The sequence below is a fragment of the Streptomyces ruber genome, assembly GCF_014648075.1.
In the GTDB taxonomy this organism is placed as follows: domain Bacteria; phylum Actinomycetota; class Actinomycetes; order Streptomycetales; family Streptomycetaceae; genus Streptomyces; species Streptomyces ruber.
On the sequence record NZ_BMQK01000001.1, the window covers coordinates 78,469 to 99,064 of the forward strand.

The 20,596-nt window shown below is 72.6% G+C and carries 18 protein-coding genes, 1 tRNA gene, 2 pseudogenes and 1 riboswitch; of the genes and pseudogenes, 12 read left to right on the forward strand and 9 right to left on the reverse strand.

Going from position 1 to position 20,596, the window contains the following annotated elements; translation table 11 throughout:
* The first annotated feature begins 298 nt into the window (after positions 1–298).
* From IEZ04_RS00405 to IEZ04_RS00420, 4 genes are all read left to right on the forward strand, one after another.
* Positions 299–372: transfer RNA gene (locus IEZ04_RS00405), tRNA-Thr, on the forward strand.
* A gap of 85 nt (positions 373–457) precedes the next feature.
* A complete protein-coding gene (locus tag IEZ04_RS00410) occupies positions 458–1,117 on the forward strand; it encodes a PadR family transcriptional regulator (protein ID WP_189214576.1) in 660 nt (219 codons plus the stop codon).
* A complete protein-coding gene (locus tag IEZ04_RS00415) occupies positions 1,114–2,124 on the forward strand; it encodes a hypothetical protein (RefSeq protein WP_189214577.1) in 1,011 nt (336 codons plus the stop codon). The genes IEZ04_RS00410 and IEZ04_RS00415 overlap by 4 nt, the downstream gene beginning before the upstream one ends.
* A gap of 32 nt (positions 2,125–2,156) precedes the next feature.
* On the forward strand, positions 2,157–3,038 hold the full coding sequence (locus IEZ04_RS00420; RefSeq protein WP_189214578.1) for an aminoglycoside phosphotransferase family protein: 882 nt from the start codon (positions 2,157–2,159) through the stop codon (positions 3,036–3,038).
* 33 nt (positions 3,039–3,071) lie between these two features.
* Here the strand turns inward: IEZ04_RS00420 and IEZ04_RS00425 are convergent, their stop codons facing one another.
* Positions 3,072–4,046 (reverse strand): zinc-binding dehydrogenase, encoded by a 975-nt coding sequence (locus IEZ04_RS00425; protein WP_189214579.1) that lies wholly within the window; start codon positions 4,044–4,046, stop codon positions 3,072–3,074.
* 134 nt (positions 4,047–4,180) lie between these two features.
* Here IEZ04_RS00425 and IEZ04_RS35735 point away from each other — a divergent pair.
* Positions 4,181–4,279 (forward strand): annotated as a pseudogene (locus IEZ04_RS35735) (pentapeptide repeat-containing protein); the annotation flags it as partial.
* Here IEZ04_RS35735 and IEZ04_RS00430 read toward each other — a convergent pair.
* Positions 4,279–4,779 (reverse strand): hypothetical protein, encoded by a 501-nt coding sequence (locus IEZ04_RS00430; protein WP_189214580.1) that lies wholly within the window; start codon positions 4,777–4,779, stop codon positions 4,279–4,281. The pseudogene IEZ04_RS35735 and the gene IEZ04_RS00430 sit on opposite strands and share 1 nt — an antisense overlap.
* 7 nt (positions 4,780–4,786) lie before the next feature.
* Here IEZ04_RS00430 and IEZ04_RS00435 point away from each other — a divergent pair.
* A pseudogene (locus IEZ04_RS00435) lies at positions 4,787–6,257 on the forward strand (M1 family metallopeptidase).
* Positions 6,258–6,341: 84 nt separating this feature from the next.
* Here the strand turns inward: IEZ04_RS00435 and IEZ04_RS00440 are convergent.
* Complete coding sequence (locus IEZ04_RS00440; protein ID WP_189214581.1) at positions 6,342–6,917, reverse strand: TerD family protein; 576 nt, start codon at positions 6,915–6,917, stop codon at positions 6,342–6,344.
* 270 nt (positions 6,918–7,187) lie between these two features.
* Here IEZ04_RS00440 and arfB point away from each other — a divergent pair, with 270 nt between their 5' ends.
* Positions 7,188–7,625, forward strand: a complete 438-nt coding sequence (gene arfB / locus IEZ04_RS00445; RefSeq protein WP_189215327.1) for an alternative ribosome rescue aminoacyl-tRNA hydrolase ArfB — start codon at positions 7,188–7,190, stop codon at positions 7,623–7,625.
* Positions 7,626–7,637: 12 nt separating this feature from the next.
* Here the strand turns inward: arfB and IEZ04_RS00450 are convergent, their stop codons facing one another.
* A complete protein-coding gene (locus IEZ04_RS00450; RefSeq protein ID WP_229820749.1) occupies positions 7,638–8,204 on the reverse strand; it encodes a flavin reductase family protein in 567 nt (188 codons plus the stop codon).
* A gap of 509 nt (positions 8,205–8,713) precedes the next feature.
* On the opposite strand from IEZ04_RS00450, the gene cdgB reads away from it, so the two are divergent.
* Together cdgB and IEZ04_RS00460 are read left to right on the forward strand one after the other, a co-directional pair.
* Positions 8,714–10,453: a diguanylate cyclase CdgB gene (cdgB, locus tag IEZ04_RS00455; protein WP_189214582.1), complete on the forward strand. Its 1,740-nt coding sequence runs from the start codon at positions 8,714–8,716 to the stop codon at positions 10,451–10,453.
* 162 nt (positions 10,454–10,615) lie between these two features.
* The gene (locus IEZ04_RS00460; protein WP_189214583.1) at positions 10,616–11,566 is read left to right on the forward strand and encodes a CBM35 domain-containing protein; all 951 of its coding nucleotides are present in this window, start codon (positions 10,616–10,618) and stop codon (positions 11,564–11,566) included.
* Positions 11,567–11,582: 16 nt separating this feature from the next.
* Here IEZ04_RS00460 and IEZ04_RS00465 read toward each other — a convergent pair whose 3' ends face one another.
* The 3 genes from IEZ04_RS00465 to IEZ04_RS00475 form a co-directional block, all read right to left on the reverse strand.
* Positions 11,583–12,509 (reverse strand): 1-phosphofructokinase, encoded by a 927-nt coding sequence (locus IEZ04_RS00465; protein WP_189214584.1) that lies wholly within the window; start codon positions 12,507–12,509, stop codon positions 11,583–11,585.
* Positions 12,510–12,692: 183 nt separating this feature from the next.
* Complete coding sequence (nagA, locus tag IEZ04_RS00470; protein WP_189215329.1) at positions 12,693–13,823, reverse strand: N-acetylglucosamine-6-phosphate deacetylase; 1,131 nt, start codon at positions 13,821–13,823, stop codon at positions 12,693–12,695.
* 218 nt (positions 13,824–14,041) lie between these two features.
* Complete coding sequence (locus tag IEZ04_RS00475) at positions 14,042–14,989, reverse strand: ROK family protein (RefSeq protein ID WP_229820750.1); 948 nt, start codon at positions 14,987–14,989, stop codon at positions 14,042–14,044.
* A gap of 113 nt (positions 14,990–15,102) precedes the next feature.
* On the opposite strand from IEZ04_RS00475, the gene IEZ04_RS00480 reads away from it, so the two are divergent.
* The 3 genes from IEZ04_RS00480 (at position 15,103) to otsB (ending at position 17,677) form a co-directional block, all read left to right on the forward strand.
* Entirely contained in the window at positions 15,103–16,371 is a 1,269-nt protein-coding gene (locus IEZ04_RS00480) for an extracellular solute-binding protein (RefSeq protein WP_444545447.1), read from the forward strand.
* Positions 16,372–16,444: 73 nt separating this feature from the next.
* Entirely contained in the window at positions 16,445–16,699 is a 255-nt protein-coding gene (locus tag IEZ04_RS00485; RefSeq protein ID WP_189214587.1) for a DUF3263 domain-containing protein, read from the forward strand.
* 105 nt (positions 16,700–16,804) lie between these two features.
* Entirely contained in the window at positions 16,805–17,677 is an 873-nt protein-coding gene (gene otsB / locus IEZ04_RS00490; RefSeq protein WP_189214588.1) for a trehalose-phosphatase, read from the forward strand.
* A 55-nt stretch (positions 17,678–17,732) separates the two neighbouring features.
* Here the strand turns inward: otsB and IEZ04_RS00495 are convergent, their stop codons facing one another.
* Positions 17,733–19,169: an alpha,alpha-trehalose-phosphate synthase (UDP-forming) gene (locus IEZ04_RS00495; RefSeq protein WP_189214589.1), complete on the reverse strand. Its 1,437-nt coding sequence runs from the start codon at positions 19,167–19,169 to the stop codon at positions 17,733–17,735.
* A 130-nt stretch (positions 19,170–19,299) separates the two neighbouring features.
* Complete coding sequence (locus tag IEZ04_RS00500; protein WP_189214590.1) at positions 19,300–20,256, reverse strand: glucosyl-3-phosphoglycerate synthase; 957 nt, start codon at positions 20,254–20,256, stop codon at positions 19,300–19,302.
* 157 nt (positions 20,257–20,413) lie between these two features.
* Positions 20,414–20,586: riboswitch (SAM riboswitch) on the forward strand.
* Positions 20,587–20,596 lie beyond the last annotated feature (10 nt).

Here is a 20,596-nt window from a genome sequence, read left to right on the forward strand (position 1 = left end):
TTCTACCGGCAGGAACGTGCCGGACGATCCGTTGTGGAAGGTGGTGCCACTACGGGGAGTTCCGTTGTGGTGTAGTCCACACGCGTGGATTGGCAGGACCGTACCTGGTGTTCACGTGATCTGTCAGTAGGTCGGGACGTGTGAACTTGGAACAGCACGTCGGACCGGGCACGGAAACGGGTGCGCGGTCGGTTGCGCCGCGTTGTGGGCGCGGGGTGACTGCGGAACTTCGTGGTCCTGCGAAACGGTGGCTGTGTAGAGTGGAGCAGCCTTCGCGTGCGGCTTCGTCGTGCGCGGTGCCTCCTTAGCTCAGATGGCCAGAGCAGGTCACTTGTAATGATCAGGTCGTCGGTTCGAATCCGACAGGGGGCTCACGCAAGCCCAGGTTAGAACGCCTCTGACCTGGGCTTTTTTCATCCCCCTGGTAATAGTTCAAATAGACCAGTACGATTCGACTATGCCGCGTCGTACCCTTGACAACCCGATCGTGCTAGCAGTCCTGGGCCTCCTGCTGGAGGGCAGCTCGCACCCGCACCAGATGCTGGCCGAACTTCGGAAACGCAGCGACAACCATGCGGCGGTGATCACGCGGGGCACGCTCTACAACACGGTCGCCGCGCTGACCGAAGCGGGATGGATCGCCCCGCAGGGACGGGAGCGTTCGGGGAACCGTCCCGAGCGGACCGTCTACGCCCTCACCCGGGCGGGCCGCGACGAGCTCGTGCGGCGGCTGGACGCGCGGATCCGCACTCCGCAGCGGGAGTTCTCGCAGTTCCTGGGCGCTGTCACGTACCTCGGCGCGCTGGACCCCCGGAGGGCCGAGGAGGCGTTGCTCGAGCGTGTCCGGCGCCTTGAGGAGCGCACGGCAGCCGATGAGGCGCGCCTCGTCGCTGCGCTGGCTGCCGGTGTCCCTCGCCTGCATGTCATCGAGGCCGAGTACGCGCTCGCTCTCGCCCGCGCGGAGACGGAGTGGATCGGCTCCGTCGTCGACGGCATCCGTACCGGGGCGCTGACATGGCCGCCCGGTGCGGTGGCATCTCCCGTCGCTCCCGCCGCTGCCCCCGAACCGCCCACATCACTGCCCACATCCTCGGCCCGGAAGGAATCGAGCACATGACGCCGACTGCACAGGACGGCTTACTCTTCGGGATCTACCCCGGCGGAGTCACCGGTGACGATGCCGGAGGACTGGCCGACGGCCCACCCGACGACCCGGCCCGGGTGTCGAGTGCCCTTGACGACCTCCAGGGCCGACCGGGCCGTCCGTTCCTGGTACGCGCCTATGCGACCTTCGACGACGACACCCGGCCGGGGACACCGCACGCGACCGCGACTCCGGCCGACGCGGCGCGGTACGCCGTCCGGGGGCGCCGCCTGGACCTCGTGGCGCAGTACCGGTCCGGTGCCGGGGACGTCGACGGTTACTGCGTCTTCCTGCGCGAGCTGGTCGAGCAGTACGGCGAGGTCACCGGCACCTTGCAGGTGACGGAGGAACCGAACGTCACCTCGAATCCCGTGCTGGACGGCTTCTACCCGAGGGTGGACGAGGCGATCGTCCGTGGGGTGCCGGTGGCCAAGGCGCGGGCGCGTGAACTCGGGTACGGGCACCTGCGGGTCGGGTTCAACACCACTCCTCTCTTCGGGCCGGCCGCCTCCTTCATCGGTGACCTGGCAGATCGTGGCGGGGAGGGTTTCATCGCCGGCCTGGACTATGTGGGCCTGGATCTCTTCCCCGACGTCTTCCGGCCCGTCGCTGCTCCCGACCTTGCGCAGGCCGTGGAGGGGCTGCTGCGCCACCACCGCGACGAGGTGCTGACGCCTGCGGGTCTGGGGCACCTGCCGCTGCACATCACGGAGCACGGCTGGCCCACCGGGCCGGAGCGGCCCGCGCATCGCCAGGCCGAGGTGGTGGAGACCGTGGTGCGCGTCGTCGCGCGACACGCGGAGCGGCTCGGGCTGAGCGGTTACACGCACTTCGCGCTGCGGGACGCGGACAGCTCCGGCCCGGGGCTGTTCCACCGGTTCGGGCTCACGACGGACGACTACACCCCCAAGCCCGCCTTCGAGGTCATGCGGAAGCTCGTTGAGCAGTTCGCGGGGGACGCGGGGTGGAAAACCGGGTGAAGAAGCGCCCGAGGGCCCGTACGGTCGGTGGGGTGATCGACGTCCCGGACGAACTGGCCGCCTCGCAGCACAAGGCCAACGGAGAGGCCGGACGCGCCTTCATCACGGCCCTGCCCGGGCTGGCGGCCGACTGCCTCGACCGTTGGGACCTGCGGCTCGACGGCCCCTCCATGTACGGCATGTGCGCGCTGGTGCTGCCCGTGGTCACCGCCGACGGCACCCCGGCCGTGCTCAAGCTGCAGATCCTCGACGAGGAGAGCGTGGGGGAGCCGGTCGCGTTGCGGGTGTGGGGCGGGGACGGGGCCGTGCGGCTGCTCGCGTACGACGAGAGCGACGGGGCGCTGCTGCTGGAGCGGCTCGATCCGGGGCGGATGCTCTCGCACCTTCCCGACACCCGGGAGGCGGTGCTGCACGTCGCGCGGCTGCTGGCCCGGCTGACCGCCGGGCCCGCGCCCGAGGGGCTGCGGCGGCTGGGGGACATCGCCGCGGACATGCTGGAGCGTACGCCCGCCGTGCTGGGCCGGATCGCGGACGCCGGGGAGCGTGCGCTGGTCGCGGACTGTGCGGCGGCCGTGCGGGAGGTGCTGGGCGAGCCCGGTGACCGGCTGCTCCACTGGGACCTGCACTTCGAGAACGTGCTCGGCGCGGAGCGGGAGCCGTGGCTCGCCATCGATCCGAAACCGCTGGCCGGTGACCCGGGCTTCGAGCTGTGGCCGGCGCTGGGCAACCGTTTCGACACGGACGAGGTGCTGTGGCGGTTCGACGCGATGACGGACGTGCTGGGGCTGGACCGGGAGCGGGCGCGGGCCTGGACGCTGGGCCGGGTGCTGCAGAACGCGGTCTGGGAGGTCGAGGAGGGGCGCCCGCTGGAGCCGGACGACATGGAGATCGCGCGGCGGCTGCGAGGCCGGTGACGCGGTCGCGCGGCGTCGCGCCCCGTCGGCCCGTCAGGGCTCCAGGACCACCTTGCCCACGGTGCCTCGGGTCTCCAGGGCGCGGTGGGCGGCGGCCGCCTCGGCGAGGGGGAAGCGGTGGACGGCGGGGGTGAGGCGGCCCGCGGCGGCTTCGGCGAGGGCACGGAGTTCGAGGGTGCGGACGGGGTCGGGGCCGCCCGCCTTCTCCAGCATCACGGGGCCGAGGACCTGTTCGGTGACGCCTTCGACGACGTACGGGCCGCCGTCGTGGATGCCCTCGGCGGACCAGCCGAAGACGATGTGCCTGCCGCCGGTCGCCAGGAGGTCGACGGCCGTGCGGGCCACGTCGCCGCCCACGCCGTCGTACACGATCGTCACCCGGCCCCGGTACGCCTGGATGTCGTCCTGCCATGAGGGGTCTCGGTAGTCGAGGGCGAGGTCGGCGCCGTTGGCCCGGACCCTGGCCGTCTTCTCCGGGCCGCCGGCGAGGCCGACGACCGTGGCGCCCGCGTGCTTGGCGTACTGCACGAGAAGGGTGCCGATGCCGCCGGCCGCGGCGGGGACGAGGACCACGTCGCCGGGGCCCGGTTCGGCGAACTGGAGGATGCCCATGGTCGTACGCCCGGTGCCGATCATGGCCACGGCCTCGGCGAAGTCCAGGACGGCGGGGATCTCGTGGAGGCGGCCGGCGCCGGTGACGGCGAGTTCGGCGTAGCCTCCGGGGGCGAAGCCGAGGTGGGCGACGACGCGCCTGCCGAGCCAGTGGGTGTCGACGCCGTCACCGAGGGACTCGACGACGCCGGCGACCTCGCGGCCGGGGATGGTCGGAAGGGTGGCGGGCGCGGGGCCGGGGCCCTGCTGTCCCTCTCTCAGCGCGGTGTCCAGGAGGTGCACGCCGGCGGCGGTGACGGCGATACGGACCTGGCCCGGGCCCGGCTCGGGGTCGTCGGCCTTCTCGTAGGTGAGGTTGTCGGCCGGGCCGAAGGCGTGCAGGCGGACGGCGTGCATGGGTGGCTCCCCGTGGTCGCGTGCGTGCGGAGTGGCGTGGCGCTGCGTTGCGTTGCGTGCAGCAGCCTGTGACCTCGACCGGGCTTGAGGTCAAGCGCGCCCGGTCACGGGGTGGACTTCGTCGGGCAGGACGCGGCGGGGGCGCCCGCTTCATGGACTGCGCGCTGACCGGGTGCGCGCTGACCGGGTGTGCGCTGGACGAGACGCGGCTGGGCGGAGTGCGGGAGGGCGGTCACCGCACTCGGGGGAACCGGGCCTCCAGGGTCCAGATCGCCGGGTTGTCGCGGAGCCCCTCGTGCAGGTCCGTCAGGTCGGCGATCAGGTCGTGCAGGAAGTCGCGGGCCTCGCGGCGGAGTTCGGCGTGCGAGAAGGTGAGCGGCGGCTCGTCGGCCGGCATCCAGTCGGCGTCGATGTCCACCCAGCCGAAGCGTCGCTCGAAGAACATGCGGTCGGTCGACTCGGTGAAGTCGAGTTCCGCGTGCTGCGGGCGGGCGGCGCGGCTGCCGCGCGGGTCCTTGTCGAGCTGTTCGGCGATGTCGCAGAGCGCCCACGCGAAGTCGAGCACCGGCACCCATCCCCAGGCGGTGGACAGTTCCCGGTCCGCCTTGGTGTCGGCGAGGTAGACGTCGCCGGCGAACAGGTCGTGCCGCAGCGCGTAGACGTCCGCGCGGCGGTAGTCGGTCTGCGGGGGGTCGGGGAAGCGGGTGGAGAGGGCGTAGCCGATGTCGAGCACGTAGGTGATGGTGTCATGTCTGTTTAGGATCTCCGCCGTGTCCCGATCCGCACCGGTTGTCCGCACGGTTCCGTACGTCCTCGCTCTGGTCGTCGCCCTCTCCGGGTGTGCGGGGGAGGGGGGGAGTGCGGGGCGCGCCCGGGTCGTCGGGGCTGCGTGACCCGTACTTCCCGAAGGCGGGCAACGGCGGCTACGACGTCACCCACTACGGGCTGACCCTCGACTACGACCGGGACGGCGGCGGCCGGCTGGAGGGCACGGCGGTCGTCACCGCCCGTGCCACGCAGGACCTGAGCGCCTTCCAGCTGGATCTGGAGGGTCTGGACGTGCGGCTGGTGGCGGTCGACGGGCGTGAGGCGCGCTGGGACCGTGCCGGTCAGGAGCTGGTCGTCTGTCCGCCCTCCGCGCTGCGGGAGGGCGCGGAGTTCCGTACGACCGTCCGTTACTCCGGCCGGCCGCGCGTGATCACCGATCCGGACGGTTCGCGGGAGGGCTGGCTGCCGACGGCCGACGGCGCGCTCGCCCTCGGTGAGCCCGTCGGTTCGATGGCCTGGTTCCCCGGCAACCACCATCCGTCCGACAAGGCCGCGTACGACGTCTCGGTCACCGTTCCCGAGGGGCTGCGCGCGGTATCGAACGGGGTGCTGGCGGACGAGTCGACCGAGGGGGGCCGTACGACGTTCGCCTGGCACACGGCCGAGCCGATGGCGAGCTATCTGGCGACGGTGGCCGTCGGTGAGTTCGAGACGCGGGCGTACGAGACGCGGGCCACGGCCGCGGAGGACGGTCTGCCGGTGTACGTGGCGGTCGACCCGTCCCAGGCCGGGGCGAGCGGCGAGGTCCTCGGCCGGATTCCCGAGGTGGTGGCGTGGGCGGAGGGGATCTTCGGGCCGTATCCGTTCTCCTCGGTGGGAGCGATCGTCGAACGGCCGGGGGACGCCGGGTACGCGCTGGAGACGCAGAACCGTCCCGTCTTCCCCGGCGCCCCGGACGTCGTGCTGCTCGTCCACGAGCTGGCCCACCAGTGGTATGGCGATTCGGTGACGCCGAGGACCTGGCGGGACATGTGGCTGAACGAGGGCTTCGCCACCTACGCCGAGTGGCTGTGGCAGGAGGAGCACGGCGGGGCCACCGCTCAGGAGATCTTCGACGGGCTCCACGCCGGGAAGGTCTTCCCGGGCGGCATCGGCGGTCCGTCGATCTGGGCCTTCCCGCCCGCCGAGCCGCCGGGCGCCGAGCACATCTCCGACAGCCCGGTGTACCAGCGGGGCGCGATGGTGCTGCACAGGGTCCGCGAGACGGTGGGCGACGACGGCGCCTTCCGCGCCCTCCTCAGAGGCTGGGCCGCCGAGCACCGGCACGGCAACGCGGCCACGGTCGACTTCACGGCGTACGTCGAGAGGTCCGTCCCGGAGAAGGACTTCGGCGCCGTCTGGGAGGACTGGCTGTACGGGGACGGGAAGCCGGAGCGCCGTTGAGGCCGGGCCCCGCCCGGGCGACCGGGCGGGGCCCGCGGGTGCGTCGCGTACGGCTCAGCCGTACGCGACCGCGTCGCTCACGGCTCAGACGTTGACGCCGAAGTCCTGGGCGATGCCCGCCAGGCCCGAGGCGTAGCCCTGGCCGACCGCGCGGAACTTCCACTCCGCGCCGTTGCGGTAGAGCTCGCCGAAGACCATGGCGGTCTCGGTGGCCGCGTCCTCCGAGAGGTCGTAACGGGCGATCTCGGCGCCGCCCGCCTGGTTGATGATGCGGATGTAGGCGTTGCGGACCTGGCCGAAGTTCTGCGAGCGCGACTCGGCGTCGTAGATGGAGACCGGGAAGACGATCTTGTCGACGTCGGCGGGGAGGCCCGCCAGGTTGACGTTGATCGCCTCGTCGTCGCCCTCGCCCTCGCCCGTGCGGTTGTCGCCGGTGTGGACGATGGTCTGGTCCGGGGTCTGCTTGTTGTTGAAGAAGACGAAGTGGGCGTCCGAGTAGACCCGGCCCTGGTTGTTGACCGCGATGGCGGAGGCGTCCAGGTCGAAGTCGGTGCCCGTGGTGGTGCGGACGTCCCAGCCGAGGCCCACGGTGACGGCGGTCAGGCCCGGAGCCTCCTTGGTGAGCGAGACGTTGCCACCCTTGGACAGGCTTACAGCCATTGTTGGGAGTCCCTTCCCTAGTTCGCGTGCCCCGCTGTGGTGCGGTGCGTCGGTGTCGATGGGCTTCGCTTCGTGACCTGTGGGCTCCGTGGCCTACGGGTGCCTGCGGGCTCGTACGGCCATGAAGCTACAGCTACCCGTATGAACGCGGCGCGGGGTGCCGAAGGTTCCTGCCGCCTTTACTTTCTTTACCCGGGCCACCCGGACGGGCCTTCCGGGGCCGGTGTGCCTGCGGAAAAGTGCGTGACGGAGCGGGGCGGACGCGCGACCATGGACGGCATGTCCGGTCCCTATGTCGTCCGCGGCTCCGTCTCGCTGCCCGAGGCCGAGCTCATGTGGCGTTTCTCGAGGTCCTCCGGACCCGGCGGACAGCATGTCAACACCACCGACACGCAGGTCGAGCTGCGGTTCGACCTGGCCGCGACCGAGGCCCTGCCCGAGGTCTGGAAGGCGCGCGCCCTGGAGCGGCTCGCGCCGCGTCTCGTCGACGGGGTGGTGACCGTGCGGGCCTCGGGGCACCGGTCCCAGTGGCGCAACCGCGAGACGGCGGCACTGCGGCTCGCCGGGCTCCTCGCCGAGGCGACGGCGCCCCCGCCGAAGCCGCGCCGGCCGACCCGGATACCCCGGGGCGTCAACGAGCGCCGGCTCCGGCAGAAGAAGCAGCGTTCCGACACGAAACGGGGCCGCTCGGGGCGCGACTGGGGGTGAGCGCCCGGGGGGTCAGGCCAGCTGGCGGTAGCGGCCCCGGAAGTAGGCGAGGGGGCCGCCCTCCGCGCTCGGGATCGAGGCGGTCAGGACGTGACCGATCACCAGTGTGTGGTCCCCGGCCGCCACCCGCTGCTCGGTGCGGCACTCCAGGGTCGCCAGGGCGCCGCCCACCAGCGGGGCGCCGGACGCCTCGCCGCGCTCGTACGGGATGTCCTCGAAGAGGAGGCGGTCGCTGACGCGGCCCTTCATGGCGAACCGGCCCGCGATGTGGCGCTGGCTCTCGGCCAGTACGGAGACGGCCCACAGGGGCTGTTCGGCCAGCAGGTCGTCCATGCGGGAGCCCTCGCGCAGGCTGACCATGGCCAGGGGCGGGTCCAGGGACACGGACATGAAGGCGGTGGCCGTCATCCCGACGTCCTCACCGGGCGGCCCCTCCGGGTCCAGCGGGGGTTCGTGCGCGGTCACCAGGACCACACCGGCCGCCAGCCGGCTCATGGCGGCCCGGAACTCGTCGTCGCTCACCCCTTCAGCATGCCCGGCGGTCAGCGAAACGGATGAGGTGGGGAGAGTCTTCAGCACACTCCGACGCTACGTGTCGCCCGTCGGCCGCCGCATCGGACCGCGGTCCGGGACCGGACCTAGGACCTCGGGCGGACACGGCGCCGGGCGCGGCGCCGGGAGCGGGCGTCGTCTCACATGCGGGACGGCTACCCTCGAAGCGGCCGACCGGGGCCGGTCGGCTGACCGGCCGACCGGCCGGCCCGGCCCACCCGGCCGATCGACCGACCGAGCTGCCGCGGTAACCCCGCCGACCAGCATGGACGGCCATTGCTGCCCCCGGCCGACCCGGCCGCGAGTCGACCCGGACGACTCGGTCAACCCCACGATCATGGACACTTCCGGTCACGGAGCTTTCACAGAACCCTGAATTGTGTTCAGTAATTGGAAGCCGGAAACGCAGAACACCCACCTAAGTGTTCAGCTTTCGCTGTGACTTGAGTCACAGGCGGCTTTTTTTGTTGACCCTGTGTACCGAGGGGGCAGCGCGCTGTGATTCAGTGGCGGGAACGCTTACGAGTGGTACGCCGATGAGTACGCCGAGACAACCCTGGAGTTGCCGCGACACCTCGGGGGGAGGGCGAGTGGAGACCGAGCCGTACGTCCAGCTAACGTCCCTGCGGCAGCTGCACCAGGTCATGGCGGACATGAACACCGCACGGAGCCTGGCCGACACTCTTCAGACCGTCGCCGACGGCGTGGTCACCGGACTCGGGTACGAGCTGTCCTGCGTCAACCTCGTCCGCCCGGACGGCGACCTCGTCGTCGCCGCGGTCGCCGGCAACTCCGCGGCCGAGGCGCTGATCATCGGCCGCGTCGGTTCGCGCGCCGCGTGGGAGCGCCGGCTCAACATGGGCCAGGCGTGGGGCGATCTGCGGTTCATCCCGCACACCGAGGGCTGGATCCTCGACGACGACGACGTCCCGCAGTGGTTCACCGACGGCCCCGCGCCCCGCTTCGAGGACGAGTGGCACCCCGCGGACCGGCTCTACGCGCCGATGTACGCGTCGGGCGCGCAGGGCGGTGAGCTCCTCGGGGTGATCTCCGTGGACCGCCCGAGCAAGGGGCGGCTCCCGGGCGCATGGGGCCGCGAGGCGCTCCAGATGTACGCGTTCCAGGCCGCCATCGCCATCAGCAACGCGCGTCTACGCGCGAATATGCAGCGTGCGCTGGTCCGTCTCGAGCGGGAGCAGCAGGCGCTGCGGGCCAGTGAGGAATCCTTCCGGCAGGCCTTCGAGTACGCCCCGTCCGGCATGGCGATCGCCGAGATGGGCGGCGACCAGCACGGCCGCATCCTGCGGGCCAACGACGCCCTGTGCAGACTGCTGGGCCGCCCGGCCTCCGCGCTGCGCCGCTTCTCGTTCGCCGACCTCGTCCACCCCGAGGACGTCGGCACGCTGCTGCGGACCTCCGCGGAGGGCGGGCGCGCCGAGCTCAGACTGGCCCGGCGGGACGGCAGCCACGTCTGGGTCAGCCTGCGCAACTCCGTCGTGGCCGACGCCGCCGACGGCCCGCGCTTCCTGCTCACCCACGTCGAGGACATCGAGGAGCGCAAGCGGCGCGAGCTCCAGCTCGCGCACCGCGCCTCGCACGACTCGCTCACCGGCCTGCCGAACTCGGCCGAGCTGCGCGCCCGGCTCTCCGCCCGCCTCTGCGAGCGCCCGTACGCCGCGCCGCCCGGCCCGGTCGACGCGATGGACGCGGCGTTCGAGCGGTACGAGCAGTCCGGGGAGCAGCTCCCGGCGGAGCAGCATCCCGCGTACGACGTGAACGGCCACGCCTTCGCCTACCCGGCGCACGCCGGGGCCTACGACGCGTACGACCACCATGTGCACTCCGTCGCGCCCGAGGACGACCAGGAGGACGACGGGACGAAGGGGCTCGCGGTGCTCTTCTGCGACCTGGACGGCTTCAAGTCGATCAACGACCGGTTCGGGCACAACGCGGGCGACGCCGTGCTGATCGAGGTGGCCCGGCGGCTCAGCCACGGGGTGCGCGACGGCGACACGGTCGCCCGGCTCGGCGGCGACGAGTTCGTGGTCCTGGCCGACGGGCTCGGCCGCGCCGACGCCCAGGACCTGGCCGTACGGCTGCGCAACGAGATCATCCAGCCGATCCGGGTGGACGGCCGCGCGATGCGGGTCGGCGCCAGCTTCGGCATCGGCTGGGCCGCCTGCGGCATGACGGCGGACGAGGTGTTGAAATCGGCCGACGAGCGGATGTACGTCGAGAAACGATCTCGTCCCAAACAACACAGACGTGCTGGGTGAACGACACGTGAATAACCGCGATTCCGCAGGTCAATGTGGTGATCGGAGCATTGTCCCGCGAGATGATGCGATCCGGGTCACTCATTCGGGTCACCCGATGGCTGTAGGCTCGCCATTCGCACACCAGGAACTCATGTACCGCATCGCTGAGGAGACCAAGGGATGACGCCCGGTAACAACGGCGCGAGCACGCCCGAGGACGACGACCCGTTCGGCTACCTGTACGCCGACGGTCAGGCCCGGGGAGCACAGCCGCCGTCCGGTGGCTACGGCTACCCGAATGCGGTCAACCGGGTGCGTACCGTCGGCGAGCGCCGTTACGGCCAGCAGCAGACCACCTACGGCCAGGTCCCGCAGCAGGGGGCGTACGGGCAGCCGAACGCGCACTACCAGGCGCCCGAGACCCTGCCCGGCGGCGCGCAGCCGCCCCGCCAGCAGGCGCACGGCTCCGTCGGACACGGCGGCGGAGGCGGCCGGGGCCGCGGGCCCAACACCAAGGGGCTGCTCATCGGCGCGATCGCCGTGGTCGCCGCCGTGGTGATCGGCATCAGCGTCGCCATGATGAACGACGACACGGACGACCAGGCCACCGGCGACACCGGGTCCTCCAGCGCCCCGACGGCCGGGGAGAGCGCCGATCCCAGCCCGTCGGCCGGCGAGTCCGCCGGTGAGGGCGAGGAGGAGGCGGAGCTGCCGAAGATCGACGCCAAGGCGCTGCTGCTCGGCGGCGATGCCACCACCGCCTCGGACGTCTCCGGCGCGAAGGCGGACGGCGGTGTCTACGTGGGCGGCTTCAACTCGGTCGGCTCCTCCCTGACGTGGAACGTCAGCGGGATACCGGAGGACGGCAAGTACACGCTGCACGTGGCCTACGGCGTGCCCGGCAAGGACGCCGACGCCACCCTCTCGATCAACGGCACGGCCCAGACCCGGCCGCTGAACCTCTCGAACTTCGCGCAGGCCCCGGAGGGCGACTACGAGAAGGGCTGGACGAACACCTGGTCGAACATCCAGCTCAACAAGGGCAGCAACGAGATCAAGGTTTCGTGCGAGCAGGGCAACTCCTGCGACGTGAACTTCGACCGGATGTATCTGGTCAAGGGCTGGAAGTAGCGGGACGGCGCGCGGCTCAGGCCGCGTTCGCCTCCGCCGTCACCGTCACCCGGCCCACCAGGTCCTCGTACGCAGTCCGGTCGAACTCGCCCGCCACCGGGGCCAGCACCGTCGCCGCCGACAGCGCGACCGCGCGGGCCAGCCGGTCGGGCCACGGCAGCTCCTCCACGAGCCCGGACAGCAGCCCCGCCACCGCCGAGTCGCCCGCACCCGTCGGGTTGCCGCGCAGCCGCCGCGGCGGCGTCGCCCGCCAGTGACCCTCCGCCGTCCGGGCCAGCAGGCCGTCCGCGCCGAGCGAGGCCACGACCGCGTGGGCGCCGCGGCGGCGGGCGTCCCGGGTGGCGCGGGACGGCTCGTGGGAGCCGGTGAGCTCGGCCAGTTCCCCGGCGTTCGGCTTCACCAGGTCGGGGCGGGCGGCCACCCCCCGGCGCAGCGGCTCGCCGCTGGTGTCGAGCAGCACGGGCACCCCCGCCGCGTGCGCCGTCCTGATCAGTCCCGCGTACGCGCCGACCGGCACCCCCGGCGGGAGGCTGCCGCACAGGGCCACCGCCGACGCGGCGCCGAGCAGGTCCCCGTACGCCTCCTGGAAGGCGGTCCACTCCGCGGGCGCTATGACCGGGCCGGGCTCGTTGAGCTGTGTGCTGTCGCCGCCCGCGTCGACCACGGCAACGGTGCGGCGGGTGGCGCCCTCGACCGGGACCAGGGCGTCCAGGACGCCGGTGGTGTGCGCGAGACGGTCCTGCAGGGCGCGCCCGGTGGCGCCGCCCGCGAAACCGGTGACCGTCACCTCGTGGCCGAGGGCCGCCAGGACACGGGCCACGTTCAGGCCCTTGCCGCCGGGGCGTTCGGTCACCTCCGTCACCCGGTGGGTCGCGCGGGGGGTGAGGTCCCGTACGCGGTAGGTGATGTCGAGAGCGGTGTTCAGCGTGACCGTGAGGATCACCGGCCGACCTCCCCCAAGGTTCGTTCGGCGCGTTCCCGGTGTGCGGAGCGCGCTTGTCGTACAAGTGGTGCCCAAGTACCGCCAGTTAGGTCAGGTACCGCGGAGGGTCGATCATGCCAAACCGAACGTCAGAACGGTGCGCGGTCGGCCCAGCCCGGCAGGCCGCCCGTCACACCCACCATCTCAGCCGATGACCGGTTCGACCACCCACTCGCCCCGGCGCATCACGCCCTTCAGCGCGAACGAGGCGTCCAGGACGACCAGGTCCGCGTCCTTGCCCGGTTCCAGGGAGCCGACCCGGTCGTGGATGCCCAGCACCTTCGCCGGGTTGGCGGAGATCGCCGCCACGACGTCCCCGACCGGCAGCCGGTCCACGAGGACCGCACGCTGGAAGGCGCGGTCCAGGGTCAGCGTCGAGCCCGCGATGGAACCGCCCTCCACCAACCGTGCCACGCCCTCGCTGACCTCGACCTCCAGCGGGCCGAGCTGGTAACGGCCGTCGCCGAAGCCCGCCGCGTCCATCGCGTCGGTGATGAACGCGACCCGGCCGGCGCCCGCGTGGTGGAAGGCGAGCTCCAGGGAGGCCGGATGCAGATGGGTGCCGTCGTTGATCAGCTCGACGGTGACGCGTTCGTCCTCCAGCAGCGCCGCGATGGGTCCCGGCGTGCGGTGGCCGAGCGGGGGCATCGCGTTGAACAGGTGCGTCGCCACGGTGGCGCCCGCGTCGATCGCCTCCACCGTCTGCTCGTACGTGGCGTCCGTGTGCCCGATCGCCGCGATGACGCCGTGCTCGGTGAGGAGCCGTACGGAGTCGACGCCGCCCGGGAGTTCGGTGGCGAGCGTGACCATGACGGCCCGGCCCCGGGCCGCGTCGATCAGCTTGCGTACCTCGGCCGGGTCCGGGTGGCGCAGCAGCTCCGCGGAGTGCGCGCCCTTGCGGCACGGCGAGATGAACGGCCCCTCGAAGTGGATGCCCGCGATGTCGCCCTGTTCGGCCAGTTCCGACAGCCGGCCCGCGTGCCGGGCGAGGGCGTCCATGCGGCCGGTGACGGTCGAGGCGACGAGCGTGGTGGTGCCGTGCAGCCGGTGGGTGCGGATGCTCTGCAGGGCCTCGTCGGCCGTGCCGGAGAAGGAGGCGCCGCCGCCGCCGTGATTGTGGATGTCGACGAAGCCGGGGACCAGCCAGTGGCCGGTCAGGTCGAGCACGTCGGCGTCCTCGGCGGCCGCCTCGGCGATGCGGGAGCCCTCGACGACGACCCGGCCGCCGTCCACGGTCCCGGAGGGCAGCACCACCCGCGCGCCGGCGAGGACCAGGCCGCGCGTCCGGCGGGGAGCGCTCCCGGCGGGCGAACCGGGTGACGCGCCGGGCGACGCGCCGGGCGACGTGACAGGTGAGGTGACGGGTGCGGTGCCGGGGCCCGACGGTGGTGCGACGAGCGACGCGACGGGTGGCGCGACGGGTGGGACGACGCTGCGCGACCCCGCCGGGGCCTGCTTCAACACCGGTTCGAACCGGTCCCGCTCACTGGCCGTCACGTGGGTACCTCCGAGGTCGTAGGAATGGTGGTCAGCAGGTCCCAGGCCATGAGCCCGGCGCCGAGACAGCCCGCGGTGTCGCCGAGGGCCGCGGGCACGACGGACGGCAGGGTCTGGAAGGTGACGCGCCGCCCGACGGCGGCCCGCAGGGGTGAGAACAAGGTTTCCCCCGCTTCGGCGAGGCCGCCACCGATGATCAGGACACGCGGGTCCAGCAGGGTGAGCGCGGTGACCAGCCCGTCGGCCAGCGCGTCCACCGCGTCCGTCCAGACCTGTACGGCCCGCGGGTCGCCGGACGCCACGGCCTTGGCACAGTCCGCCGCGTCCGCCTCCGGGTCGCCGGTGGCCGCCGCCCAGGCCTCGCTGACGGCGGACGCGGACGCGTACCGCTCCAGACAGCCGCGCTGCCCGCACGGGCACGGCACACCGCCGGGCCGTACGACGATGTGGCCGATCTCGCCCGCGAAGCCGTGCGCGCCCGTCTCGACCGTGCCGCCGATGCCGATCGCGCCCGCGATCCCGGTGCCCAGCGGCACGAACAGGAACCGGTCGGCGCCCCGGCCCGCGCCGATCCGCCCCTCGGCGAGCCCGCCGGTGCGCACGTCGTGGCCGAGGGCGACCGGGACACCGTCCAGCCGCTCGGCGAGCAGGGCGCGCAGGGGGACGTCGCGCCAGCCGAGGTTGGCCGCGTAGACGGCCACGCCGCGGCCGGTGTCGACGATGCCGGGCACGGCGATCCCGGCCGCCGCGGCGGGTTCGCCGAAGCGGCGCTCGCCGTACGCGCGCAGCTCGGCGGCGAAGTCGAGGACCGACGCGATCACCGCGTCCGGGCCGCGCTCGCGACCGGTGGCCCTGCGGGCCAGGTGCAGCAGCTCGCCGTCGGCCCCCGCGAGAGCGGCCTTCATCCCGGTGCCGCCCACGTCGAGGGCGATGACATGTCTCACGGGGAACAGTGTGGCGCGTACACCCTGAAGAGGTCTAGTCCACTCTTGTGCTGTAGACATTGTGTCAACAGCCAACTGAACGACGAGACAGCAAGATGTGGGGCGGAACAGCGGTGCAGCGACGTTGGGCAGGGACGGTCGCGGTGGTGTCCGCGCTGGGTACGGCGGCGGCCCTCGGCGGCTGCGGCTCGGACTCCGGGTCCGAGGACGTGACCTTGAGGCTGGTCGCCGCCGACTACGGCAGCTCGAAGGGCGACAGCTCGCAGAAGTACTGGGACGACCTGGTCGGACGGTACGAGAAGGAGCACCCGGGAGTGCGGGTCGACGTCAGCGTGTACTCGTGGGAGGACGTCGACGCCAAGGTCAGGGAGATGGTGGACGCGGGCGAGGCGCCCGACATGGCCCAGATCGGCGCGTACGCCGACTACGCCGCCAAGGGGCTGCTGTACCCGGCGTCCGAGGTGCTCTCCATCCCCGTGCAGGCCGACTTCCTGCCGCAGCTCGCGGACGCGGGGACGGTGAACCGGCTGCAGTACGGGCTGCCGTTCGCCGCGTCCACGCGGGTGCTCGTCTACAACAAGAGCCTGTTCGCCGACGCCGGGATCGACTCCGCGCCGAGCACCTGGAAGGACCTGGCCGAGGACGCGGCCGCGCTGAAGGACGCGGGGGTCGAGACCCCGTACGCGCTGCCGCTGGGACCGGAGGAGGCGCAGGCCGAGGCCCTCCAGTGGCTGCTGAGCGGCGGTTCCGGCTACATCGACGACGTGGGCTCGTACGACCTCGACTCCGAGCAGAACGTGAAGACGCTCACCTGGCTCAAGGACGAGCTCGTGGACAAGGGGCTGACCGGGCCGACGGCCCCCGCGGAGCTGAACCGCGCCGAGGCCGCCGCCGCGTTCGCGCGCGGTGAGGTCGGCATGACCAGCGCCCACCCCGCCCTGCTGCGGGCCGCCGCCGAAAAGGGGGTGGAACTCGGCACGGCGACCATGCCGGGCGAAAGCGGGCGGTCCGCCACCACCCTGGGCGTCGCGGACTGGATGATGGCCTTCAAGGAGAACGGCCACCGGAAGGAGATCGGCTCGTTCCTCGACTTCGTCTACGACGAGGAGAACGTGCTCGCCTTCTCCCGCGCGTACGACGTGCTGCCGGTGACGACGTCCGCATCCGAGGCCATGGGCGACGACGAGGCGGACGCCGCCCTCGCCCCGTTCCTCCAGAGGCTCCCCGAGAGCCGGTTCTACCCCGTCGGCAAGGTCTCCTGGGCCGCGGTCAGCGCCGCGGTCAAGCAGCGCATCGGCGAGGCCGTGGCACCGGGCGGCAACCCCGTCAAGGTGCTGCAGCAGTTGCAGGAAGTGGCGCTGGAGGCGGACAGCGCGGCGTGATGCGCCGGCGGCCGGGGCCGGGCGGACCCTCCGTGAGGGCGCGTTGTCAGTGGCGGGGGCTACGGTTCGGTGCATGGACGTGGACGAGCGTGAGCAGGGAGAGGAAGGACTCGGCGCGCGGGAGAGGGCGGTCCTCGCCCTGGAGCGCCGCTCCTTCGCGGGCCCCGGCGCCAAGGAGCGGGCGATACGCGAGCGGCTGGGCCTGGCGCCGGTGCGCTACTACCAGCTGCTCAACGCCCTGCTCGACGACCGCCGCGCCCTGGAGCACGACCCGGTGACGGTCAACCGGCTCCGCCGGGTACGGGACGCCCGGCGCGCGGAGCGCTGAGGTCCCGCGGCGGTGCGGGAGCGGCACGGGGACCGGGGGCCGTCCCACGGATACGGGGGGCCGTCCCACGGATACGGGGAGCCGTCCCTGGATAGACGTCACCGTATGGGCATCAACACGGACTCCACGGACTCCACAGGCCACCAGGACTCGCTGCCGGCGCCCGCGACGCCGGGCGGGCGCGACGGGCTGGACGCGCTGCTCGCCCGGCCGCGCAGGGCGGTCCTCGCGTTCGACTTCGACGGGACCCTCGCCCCGATCGTCGCCGACCCCGAGCGGGCGCGGGCACACCCCGACGCCGTCCCCGCACTGGCGGCCCTCGCCCCGAAGGTCGCCTCCGTCGCCGTGATCACGGGCCGCCCCGCCGAGGTCGCGGTCCGCAACGGCGGCTTCGCGGGCGCCGGCGGCCTGGAGCACCTGGTCGTCCTCGGCCACTACGGCGCCGAGCGCTGGGAGGCCGCCACCGGCGAGGTCACCGCCCCCGCCCCGCACCCGGGCGTCGCCGCGGTCCGGGCCGAGCTGCCGGGCGTCCTCGACCGGGCCGGCGCCGGGGAGGGCACGTGGATCGAGGAGAAGGGCCGGGCGGTCGCCGTCCACACCCGTCGCGCCGCCGACCCCCAGGCCGCCTTCGAGGCCCTGCGGGAGCCCCTCGCCTCGCTCGCCGCCCGGCACGGCCTCGTCGTCGAGCCCGGCCGGCTGGTCCTGGAACTGCGCCCGCCGGGCGTGGACAAGGGCGTCGCCCTGCGGGAGTACGTACGCGACACCGGTGCCGAGGCGGTGCTGTACGCCGGCGACGACCTCGGCGACCTGCCCGCCTTCGCCGCGGTCGAGGAGCTGCGCGGCGAGGGTGTCCCCGGCCTGCTGGTGTGCAGCGGCAGCGACGAGGTCCACGAACTGAAGAAGCGCGCCGACCTGGTGGTGGACGGCCCGGCGGGCGTCGTACGCCTGCTGCGGGCGCTGGCCGGCGCGATGGGGTGAGGTGCCGGAAGGGGGGAGTCCGGGCCCGGCACCGCCGGGCCCGGACTCCCTACCCTCAGCTCTCCAGCGCGTGCAGCTGGTCCAGGAACCACTTCGCCGGGGGCAGCGCGGTCGCCGCGGCGGCCAGCCGCTTGCCGCGTTCGGCGCGCTCGTCCTCCGGCAGGGTCAGCGCGGTGTGCAGCGCGTCGGCCGTGCCGACGATGTCGTACGGGTTCACCGCGACCGCGTCCTCTCCCAGCTCCTCGAACGCGCCCGCCTCCCGCGACAGCACCAGCGCGCAGCCCGCGTCGGAGACGACCGGCACCTCCTTGGCGACCAGGTTCATGCCGTCCCGGATGGGGTTGACCAGCGCCACGTCCGCCAGCCGGTACGCGGCCAGCGAGCGCGCGAAGTCGTCCTGGACGTGCAGCACGACCGGGGTCCAGCCCGGTGTCCCGTACTGCGAGTTGATCTCGTCGGCCAGGCGCTGCACCTCGGCCGTGTAGTCGCGGTAGACGGCGAGGTCCTGCCGGGACGGGTACGCGAACGCCACGTGCACCACCCGCTCGCGCCACTCCGGCCTGTCCTCCAGCAGGTGCCGGTACGCCAGCAGTCCGCGCACGATGTTCTTCGACAGCTCGGTCCGGTCGACCCGGACGATCGTCTTCCGGGTGCTGCCGTCCGGGGCGGTGCCGATCTGCTCCCGCAGCGCGGCCATCCGCTCGTCCACGTCCGCCTCGTGCGACCGCTTCCGCAGGAAGTCCGCGTCGGCGCCCAGACCGTGCACGCCGATCCGGGTGCCCGAGGGGATGCCGGGCCCCAGCACGGCGTGGCAGCACTCCGTGAACGCGTCCGCCCACCGCTGGGTGAGGAACGCCGCCCGGTCCGCGCCCAGGATGCCGCTCAGCACCTGCGCCGCGATGTCGTCGGGCAGCAGCCGGAAGTACTCCGGCGGCGCCCACGGCGTGTGCGAGAAGTGGCCGATGCGCAGGTCGGGGCGGAGCTCCCGGAGCATACGGGGCACCAGCACCAGGTGGTAGTCCTGCACGAGCACCGCCGCGCCCTCGCCCGCCTCCTCGGCCAGCGCCTCGGCGAACGCGCGGTTGTACGCCTCGAACGACGCCCACTGCCGCCGGAACTCCGCGTCGAAGGCCGGCTCCAGCGGCGTCTGGTACAGCATGTGGTGGACGAACCACAGCACCGAGTTGGCGATGCCGTTGTACGCGTCCGCGTGCACGTCGGCGGCGATGTCCAGCATGCGGACACGCTGACCGCCGGTGTCCTCCGTGGGCAGGGCGCCGTCGGCGCGCCGCGCGGCTTCGCGGTCGCCGTCGCCCAGCGCCGCGCAGACCCATACGGCGTCGGCGTCGGGGCCGATCGCGGAGAGACCGGACACCAGCCCGCCACCACCGCGTTTGGAGGTGAGCTCACCGCTGTCGGCCAGCGAGTACGAGACGGGGCCGCGGTTGGACGCGACCAGGACACGAGCGCCGGTGGGGGATGGGGAAGCCATACGCCTCAACTAGCCCGAGGTCGGAAAACTCAAACGTCTGTCCCATCCGTATACGAGCCGGAAAGGGACACGGGCGGGACGGCGGTGCGCGGGCGGAGCGGCGGTGCGCGGCGGGCCGCGCCGGCTGCGCCTACGCCGCTCTCCTCGCCGCGTACTCCTCGATCTCCACCATCGGCGGCCGCTCCTCCGTGTCCACCGAGTACGTACGCGGCTCGAACCCCTCCTCGCCCCGCTCGAACTGGGTGAGGGCCGGGCGGACCAGGTGGCCGCGGGCGAGGCGCAGCTGGGCCGTGCGGTAGATCGCGGCGGCCATGCGGCCGAGCGCCTGTCCGTCCTGGTGCCGGTGCTTGCGGACGCCGACGTCGACCTGGGCGAGGGCGTCGAGGCCCACCAGGTGCAGGGCGTCGACCAGCATGCCCAGCTCGACGCCGTACCCGACCGGGAACGGCAGCCGCTCCAGCAGGGAGCGCCGGGCCGCGTACTCGCCGCCGAGCGGCTGGACGAAGCCCGCGAGCTGCGGCCAGTGCATGTTGAGCAGCGGCCGGGCCATCAGCTCGGTGACCCGGCCGCCCTGCCCGGCCGGGACACCCGCGGAGGCGGCGAGCGGCCGGTCGTACATCGCCTTGACCAGGTCGACCCCGGGATCGGTGAGCAGCGGGCCCACGATGCCGGTGACGAAGTCGGACGAGAACTCCCGCAGGTCCGCGTCGACGAAACAGACGATGTCCCCGTGGGTGACGAGCAGCGAGCGCCACAGCACCTCGCCCTTGCCGGGCACGGCCGGCAGGCGCGGGAGGATCTCGTCGCGGTGGACGACTCTGGCGCCCGCGGCGGCGGCCACCTCGGAGGTGCGGTCGGTCGACCCCGAGTCGACGACCACGACCTCGTCGACGAGCGGTGTCTGTTCCACCAGGTCGTGACGGATCGCGGCGACGATCTCGCCGACCGTCCGCTCCTCGTCGAGCGCGGGCAGGACGACGCTGACCGACTGTCCCGTGGCGCGTTTCGCGGCCATGAGCCGGTGCAGTGGACGATCGGTCACGGACCAGGAGCGTGTGCTCAGCCAGTGTTCGACTTCTTCCAGCACAGCCTGCGGCTCCTCCCTCTTCGATCACACAGGGGGCACATGTGATCCATCTCGCGGTTCGGACGTCTATCTCAACTGTCCTGGCCGTCGGTTACAGTCTTGAACAACGCGGATGACCATCGCATGTCGGGGGTCACCGCTGTTCACAACCGAATACCGCTCATCCAGAGGGGCAGAGGGACACGGCCCGATGAAGCCCCGGCAACCCTCCAGCCGGCTCTCGTAGCGATCAACCGGTCACTGGCGACCGCGATCGACTCCGCGGGGCTCCCGGCTAGGGAAGGTGCCAAATCCGTCTCACGGCGAAGTGCGTCGTGAGGAAGATGAGGAGAAAGGGCCT

Bases quoted from the DNA above. Each gene is read 5' to 3' on its own strand.
- IEZ04_RS00410 (WP_189214576.1), top strand. From the start codon at position 458: ATGCCGCGTCGTACCCTTGACAACCCGATCGTGCTAGCAGTCCTGGGC.
- IEZ04_RS00415 (WP_189214577.1), top strand. From the start codon at position 1,114: ATGACGCCGACTGCACAGGACGGCTTACTCTTCGGGATCTACCCCGGC.
- IEZ04_RS00425 (WP_189214579.1), bottom strand. From the start codon at position 4,046: ATGCACGCCGTCCGCCTGCACGCCTTCGGCCCGGCCGACAACCTCACC.
- IEZ04_RS00440 (WP_189214581.1), bottom strand. From the start codon at position 6,917: ATGGCTGTAAGCCTGTCCAAGGGTGGCAACGTCTCGCTCACCAAGGAG.
- arfB (WP_189215327.1), top strand. From the start codon at position 7,188: ATGGACGGCATGTCCGGTCCCTATGTCGTCCGCGGCTCCGTCTCGCTG.
- cdgB (WP_189214582.1), top strand. From the start codon at position 8,714: ATGAGTACGCCGAGACAACCCTGGAGTTGCCGCGACACCTCGGGGGGA.
- IEZ04_RS00460 (WP_189214583.1), top strand. From the start codon at position 10,616: ATGACGCCCGGTAACAACGGCGCGAGCACGCCCGAGGACGACGACCCG.
- IEZ04_RS00485 (WP_189214587.1), top strand. From the start codon at position 16,445: ATGGACGTGGACGAGCGTGAGCAGGGAGAGGAAGGACTCGGCGCGCGG.
- otsB (WP_189214588.1), top strand. From the start codon at position 16,805: ATGGGCATCAACACGGACTCCACGGACTCCACAGGCCACCAGGACTCG.
- IEZ04_RS00495 (WP_189214589.1), bottom strand. From the start codon at position 19,169: ATGGCTTCCCCATCCCCCACCGGCGCTCGTGTCCTGGTCGCGTCCAAC.